Genomic DNA, 5,016 nt, shown 5'->3' on the forward strand with positions numbered 1-5,016 from the left:
ACAAAAAAAGCAGGCTGTCTGCCGATTTCGACAGCCTGCTTCATAAAACCTGAATTCAATTACATACCCGGAGAACCGCCCTCGGGCTTGTCGAGCTTGGCTTCCAGCTTGGCCAGTGATTCGATCAGCTGGTCAACTTTGCCTTCGAGCTGTTCCAGGTCGTTTTTCTTGGCCACCCTCATGCTCTTGAGCTTGGATTCGACCTCTTCGGAGACACGGGCGCGGAAGTTCTTCATGTTCTCATCGACCTTGTCCATCATCTCCATAACCGCCTGGGAACGCTCGCCCTTTTTGATCTCACCCTTCTCAACCAGCGTATCGACTATCTCCTCGACTTTCGAACGGGTCATCTCAAAAGCGCCGATCGAGGCCAGCATGGTCTTTTTAATAAAATCCATAGCACCTTCTCCTTCGGATATTAGCAGTTTCATGATTTCGATCTTGGACTCGCCATCCTGCCAGCTTTTCAGGTCGTACACAAGCGCCTGCGCCAGAACCCGTCCGGTAATATCCCGATCTGTCTGACTTTCAACGATTTTCACTTTCCGGCCGGTCCTGATTAAGTGAATCAGATCGTCCAGGGTGATAGTACGATTCTCCTGCGGATCGTACAACCTGCGGTTGGAATAGCGTTTGATCAGATACACATTCATATTATAGTGCATTGCACCAAAAGGTCAAGAAAAAAAAGCCCTCGTTGGAATATATCGGATTAATGTCTCCCGATCGATACCAGCACGATATTGATGATCTCCAGCAGGCGGTCACCGGAAAACGGTTTCTTGATGAACATATCGCCACCGACCTGGAAGGACTTGCCGGAATCATCGCGAGAATCCTTGCCTGTCAGAAACAGGACCGGGGTGTTCTTGGTGTCGGGGTGATTTTTGAGTTCCTCGCATATCTGGTAACCATCCATCCCGCCCATCATAATATCCAGAAGGATCACATCCGGTTTGAACTCCTTGACTTTTTCGATCGCGGCCATAGCCGAGTTTTCGGCCATCACGGTATAGCCGGCACCCTGCAGGAAGGCCTGGATGACGTCTGTGATTTCGACCTCATCGTCGATGACCATGATCTTGGCCGGGGCCTGTTTCTTCTTCTTGATTTTGGCAAAGGCTACTTTTTCACTCATGACAATTCAAATTATCGGATGTTGCAGTTGACGCTTTAGCCGTAATGCTGGCGCGTGGCTAAAGTCGCCACTTTGATTACCTCGATTAATTCTTCTATCAGAAACGGTTTTTTTACAAACAGCGCGCCTCCAGCGGCGAATGCCCTGCCGGCATCGTCATGGGGATCAACACCGGTTAAGAATATGACAGGTATATTCTTAGTATCGGCATCCTCTTTCAAATGACGACAGAACTGATAGCCATCCATTTTGGGCATAATAATATCCAAAACGATCGCATCCGGCATAAAGTCCTTGACCATCGTGAGGCCTTTTTCGGAATCGGTCGACGATTGCACGTCAAATCCGGCAACCTCCAGAAGCTCGGTCAGGGACTCGAGCACCTCGGCTTCGTCATCAATTGAGAGTACTTTAATCGTTTCTTTTTTCATATCAACTCATGTACAGCTTACCTGTTTATTATATCGGACGTGTTTTCTTAAATTCAAGCGGGACTTTGAAAAAGCTTAAGTTTTTTGCGGGCTGTATAGATTTTGAACCGCTGTCGTCATAAATCAGAGCAGATCGCGATAAAAACCTGGACGGCGGTCGTTTAGGACATGATTATATGGCGTCGGTTTCTTTTGCCTGCTGTCCTGCATATCAATATCGGTAACTGAGAGCGCTGGCTTAGTTTTCGGACCTCGGGCTAAAACCGAACCATCGGGCGAGGTGATCTGGCTCATTCCGGTAAATTTGAGCGTCTCCCCGAAGGCAGTATCCTCACCGACACGGTTGCTCATTATGATAAATACCCGGTTTTCCAGCGAACGTGTACGGTTGGCCAGCTGGCAGTATTCCAGCACCAGGTTCGAGGGATGACAGATCAAGTCAGCACCTGCCAGCGCCATCACACGGCAGATCTCCGGAAACATGTAATCAAAACAGATCATCATGCCCAGCTTGTACTCATAAAACGGAAACACCTTCGGCTTCAGGTTACCGCGTGCAAAAACAGTCGCTTCCTTGTAAAAGAGCTGGAGCTTGCGGTACAAGTATATTTTTCCATGAGGGGTGACATATACAGACGAATTGTAAGCTCGACTTCCTTTTTTCTCAGCCATACCGAACACGAAATGGCAATTCTTTTTGCGTGCCAGGTTCTTGAACGTCCTCACGGTTTTACCGGAGGGGATTTCCTCAGCCAGTTGCATCAGCCTGGCTTTCGACGGAAAATAGTACCCTGTCGAAAACAGTTCCGGCAATACGAGCAAATCGGCATCTGTTTTATCAATCAACTCGACGGCCTGATCGAGATTGTCTTTTTTCTTTCCGAAAACAGGTTTCGTCTGAACATATCCAACGCGCATAATCATCTCCTTTTATTTTGAACTTGCCGGGAGTGTAATTACAAACATCGCTCCGCCTCCCTTGAGGTTTTCCACGCCCAGCGAACCGCCGTGATCGGTTACAATGCGGTGGGAGATCGCCAGTCCCAGCCCGGTACCGCTTGGTTTTGTGGTAAAATAGGGTGAGAAGATCTTGTCGAGTTTTTCCTGGTCAATTCCGGAACCGTCATCCTTGACAGCGATCACGATCCTGTCATCACGATGACTGCATTCAATAGATACTCTACCACCAGTCCCGATCGCCTCGAGGCTGTTTTTTATCAGGTTGATGATCACCTTCTTGAACTCACGCAAATCAATAATCACCTCGATCTCATCGGGGCATTCGAGATCAATATCAATTTCCTGGTCATCTGCTTCATTTCGCAGAAGATTGACGGTCTCGGCCAGGTACGATTTCAAGTTGACCGATTCCTTTTCCAATCGACCGGATCTTGCCAGAGCCAGGAAGTCGGCGATAATACGGTTTAAGCGCTCGATCTCACGACCGATCGTCCCGGCGAGCTTCGTATAACCATCCTGATCATCTTTGACCTCGAATTCGCTTTTGAGCCTCTGGGAGGCGATTGCTATCGCGTTTAAAGGATTCCTGATCTCATGAGCCACCCCGGCCGCCAGTGTACCCAGCTCCGACAGGCGTTCAGCCCGTTTGGCCTGGCTTTCCAGTTTTTTGCGAGAGGTGATATCGTAAGCAATCCCGACCGCGCCTTCGGCCTGCGAGGACTTATCTGCGCCCAGACGAGAGGCGGCCACCAAAAGAGTGCGCTCCTGGCCAAATTTATCGACATAAACCGTCTCCCGCACGATTGAATACTGCGATGTCCTGTTGAGCTCATCAATCAGGAAATCATCGTTATCAAAAACCTCCCTGTAATTCTTTCCGATCACCCGTCCAGCCGAGAGACTGAAAATCTGCTCGGTTTTGGGATTTACCAGCAGGATATTTTCCTTCCGATCGACTGCCACAACCGCGCTTTCGATACCACCCAGGATATTGGAGGTGATGTTTTTGAACTGGTCGTAAGCGGCCTGAACCGAACGATAATTCTGGTTGGCGATCGCAATAGTTACCAAAAAGAACGTCAACAGAAACAGGATCACTCCCAGGACAATTGCCTGCGTGCGATAGTTGCGGGCTATCTGGTGAAAGCCCTCCAGCGACAGGCCGATCCGCAGAATCCCGGGAGGGAAGTTACGGGCCTGAAACGGACGGCAGATTTCGAGCACCTGGTTTCCTTCGAAATCGAGCAAGCGGTAATCTTCCTCGTCTTCATCAATCAATCCCTGCAGAAAGGGATCGCTGTCGATCGCCAAGACCGGCATCAGCTTGCGCGATGACAGAAGCACACCCTCGCGTCCCTGCAGGAAGATATAATCAATTCCCGGCTGAACACCTATATTTCTGAGCATGAATCCGATCCCGATCTGGCGGTTGAATGTGTCCAGTTTCTGATAATTGACAAACAGTATCACCGCCCCCGGCTCGCTCTCGCGCGAGACCGCCGCCACGAGTTGATCGGTCTCCGTCAATCCCTCCCCCTCCAATACAAACGATGCCACCCCGACCGCACCATCGATCACCTGGGATAACGGCAGTCGGTTCAGAAAGGTCGTATCGTAGGCTTTCTCCTCCGCGCTGGTGAAGCTGGAACTGGTCACGAGCCCGGCTGTGTCGACGATATCGATACGATTGATTCCCATTTGCTGGCAGATGTTGACCAGCTCGGCGGAAGAGATCCTGCCACGCGCCATCTCGATGTCTATTATAGATGCTACATTGATTAGATTATCTATTACGAGATCGTTGACAAGCTCAGTGGCGCGGATTGTGTTCCGGGCCGAGATATGCACCGATTCCATCAGCGCACTGCCCTCTTTTTTGAGCATACGCAACATATTGTTCTGGTTTTCGTGTACACTCACTATGATGATCGCTAAAAAGATCAGCGCCAGCAAGACCGCGATGGTGAGCATGAAACGCGGTTTGATTCGGGTAAAGCGCGGTTTAAATGATTTTTTTCCGGCAGTCATAACGATCAAAATCTACCTCTGTTGTTAGCAAGTGTCAAGGCAAATGAGGCAGGTCGCTCAATGCGCAGGATTCAATCGAGTTTCGGACGTTTGCCACGCGTGGCGCTGAGGATCAGGTTGATTCCGGCGATTATTGAGGCCATCGCGAAAGCCGGCTGAATACCAGCCAGGTAAAGAAGCTGTTCAGCGGTAGTGCCGGCGGCTTCTGCATCCTGGCGGAAAAACGTGTATAGTGTCACCGAGAGTGCCAGGCCGAATGTTATACCCGAGGTGCGCATCATAGCAGTCAGGCCGGAAGCGGTCCCGACAAACCTCCGGGGCACCGAGGACAGGATCGCGTTGGAATTGGGCGACGAAAAAATCCCCATGCCGATACCCAGCATAGCCATGAACAGGACGATCTGATGAGTTGCGGTCTGCAGATCCATAGTGGAGAGCAGATACAATCCACTGCCCAGA

5 protein-coding genes are annotated in these 5,016 nt (G+C 50.2%); all 5 read right to left on the reverse strand.

Features of this window, described 5'->3' with window-relative positions:
* Window positions 1–59: 59 nt before the first annotated feature.
* The gene (locus GF404_07865; GenBank protein MBD3382097.1) at window positions 60–665 is read right to left on the reverse strand and encodes a hypothetical protein; all 606 of its coding nucleotides are present in this window, start codon (window positions 663–665) and stop codon (window positions 60–62) included.
* A gap of 47 nt (window positions 666–712) precedes the next feature.
* Window positions 713–1,138, reverse strand: a complete 426-nt coding sequence (locus tag GF404_07870; protein MBD3382098.1) for a response regulator — start codon at window positions 1,136–1,138, stop codon at window positions 713–715.
* A gap of 35 nt (window positions 1,139–1,173) precedes the next feature.
* Window positions 1,174–1,569 (reverse strand): response regulator, encoded by a 396-nt coding sequence (locus GF404_07875; GenBank protein MBD3382099.1) that lies wholly within the window; start codon window positions 1,567–1,569, stop codon window positions 1,174–1,176.
* Window positions 1,570–1,692: 123 nt separating this feature from the next.
* Complete coding sequence (locus GF404_07880) at window positions 1,693–2,493, reverse strand: acyltransferase (GenBank protein MBD3382100.1); 801 nt, start codon at window positions 2,491–2,493, stop codon at window positions 1,693–1,695.
* A 6-nt stretch (window positions 2,494–2,499) separates the two neighbouring features.
* On the reverse strand, window positions 2,500–4,566 hold the full coding sequence (locus tag GF404_07885; protein ID MBD3382101.1) for a PAS domain S-box protein: 2,067 nt from the start codon (window positions 4,564–4,566) through the stop codon (window positions 2,500–2,502).
* Between the last annotated feature and the right edge of the window lie 450 nt (window positions 4,567–5,016).

This window comes from Candidatus Zixiibacteriota bacterium (assembly GCA_014728145.1).
In the GTDB taxonomy this organism is placed as follows: domain Bacteria; phylum Zixibacteria; class MSB-5A5; order JAABVY01; family JAABVY01; genus WJMC01.

Bases quoted from the DNA above. Each gene is read 5' to 3' on its own strand.
- GF404_07865 (MBD3382097.1), bottom strand. From the start codon at position 665: ATGCACTATAATATGAATGTGTATCTGATCAAACGCTATTCCAACCGC.
- GF404_07870 (MBD3382098.1), bottom strand. From the start codon at position 1,138: ATGAGTGAAAAAGTAGCCTTTGCCAAAATCAAGAAGAAGAAACAGGCC.
- GF404_07875 (MBD3382099.1), bottom strand. From the start codon at position 1,569: ATGAAAAAAGAAACGATTAAAGTACTCTCAATTGATGACGAAGCCGAG.
- GF404_07880 (MBD3382100.1), bottom strand. From the start codon at position 2,493: ATGATTATGCGCGTTGGATATGTTCAGACGAAACCTGTTTTCGGAAAG.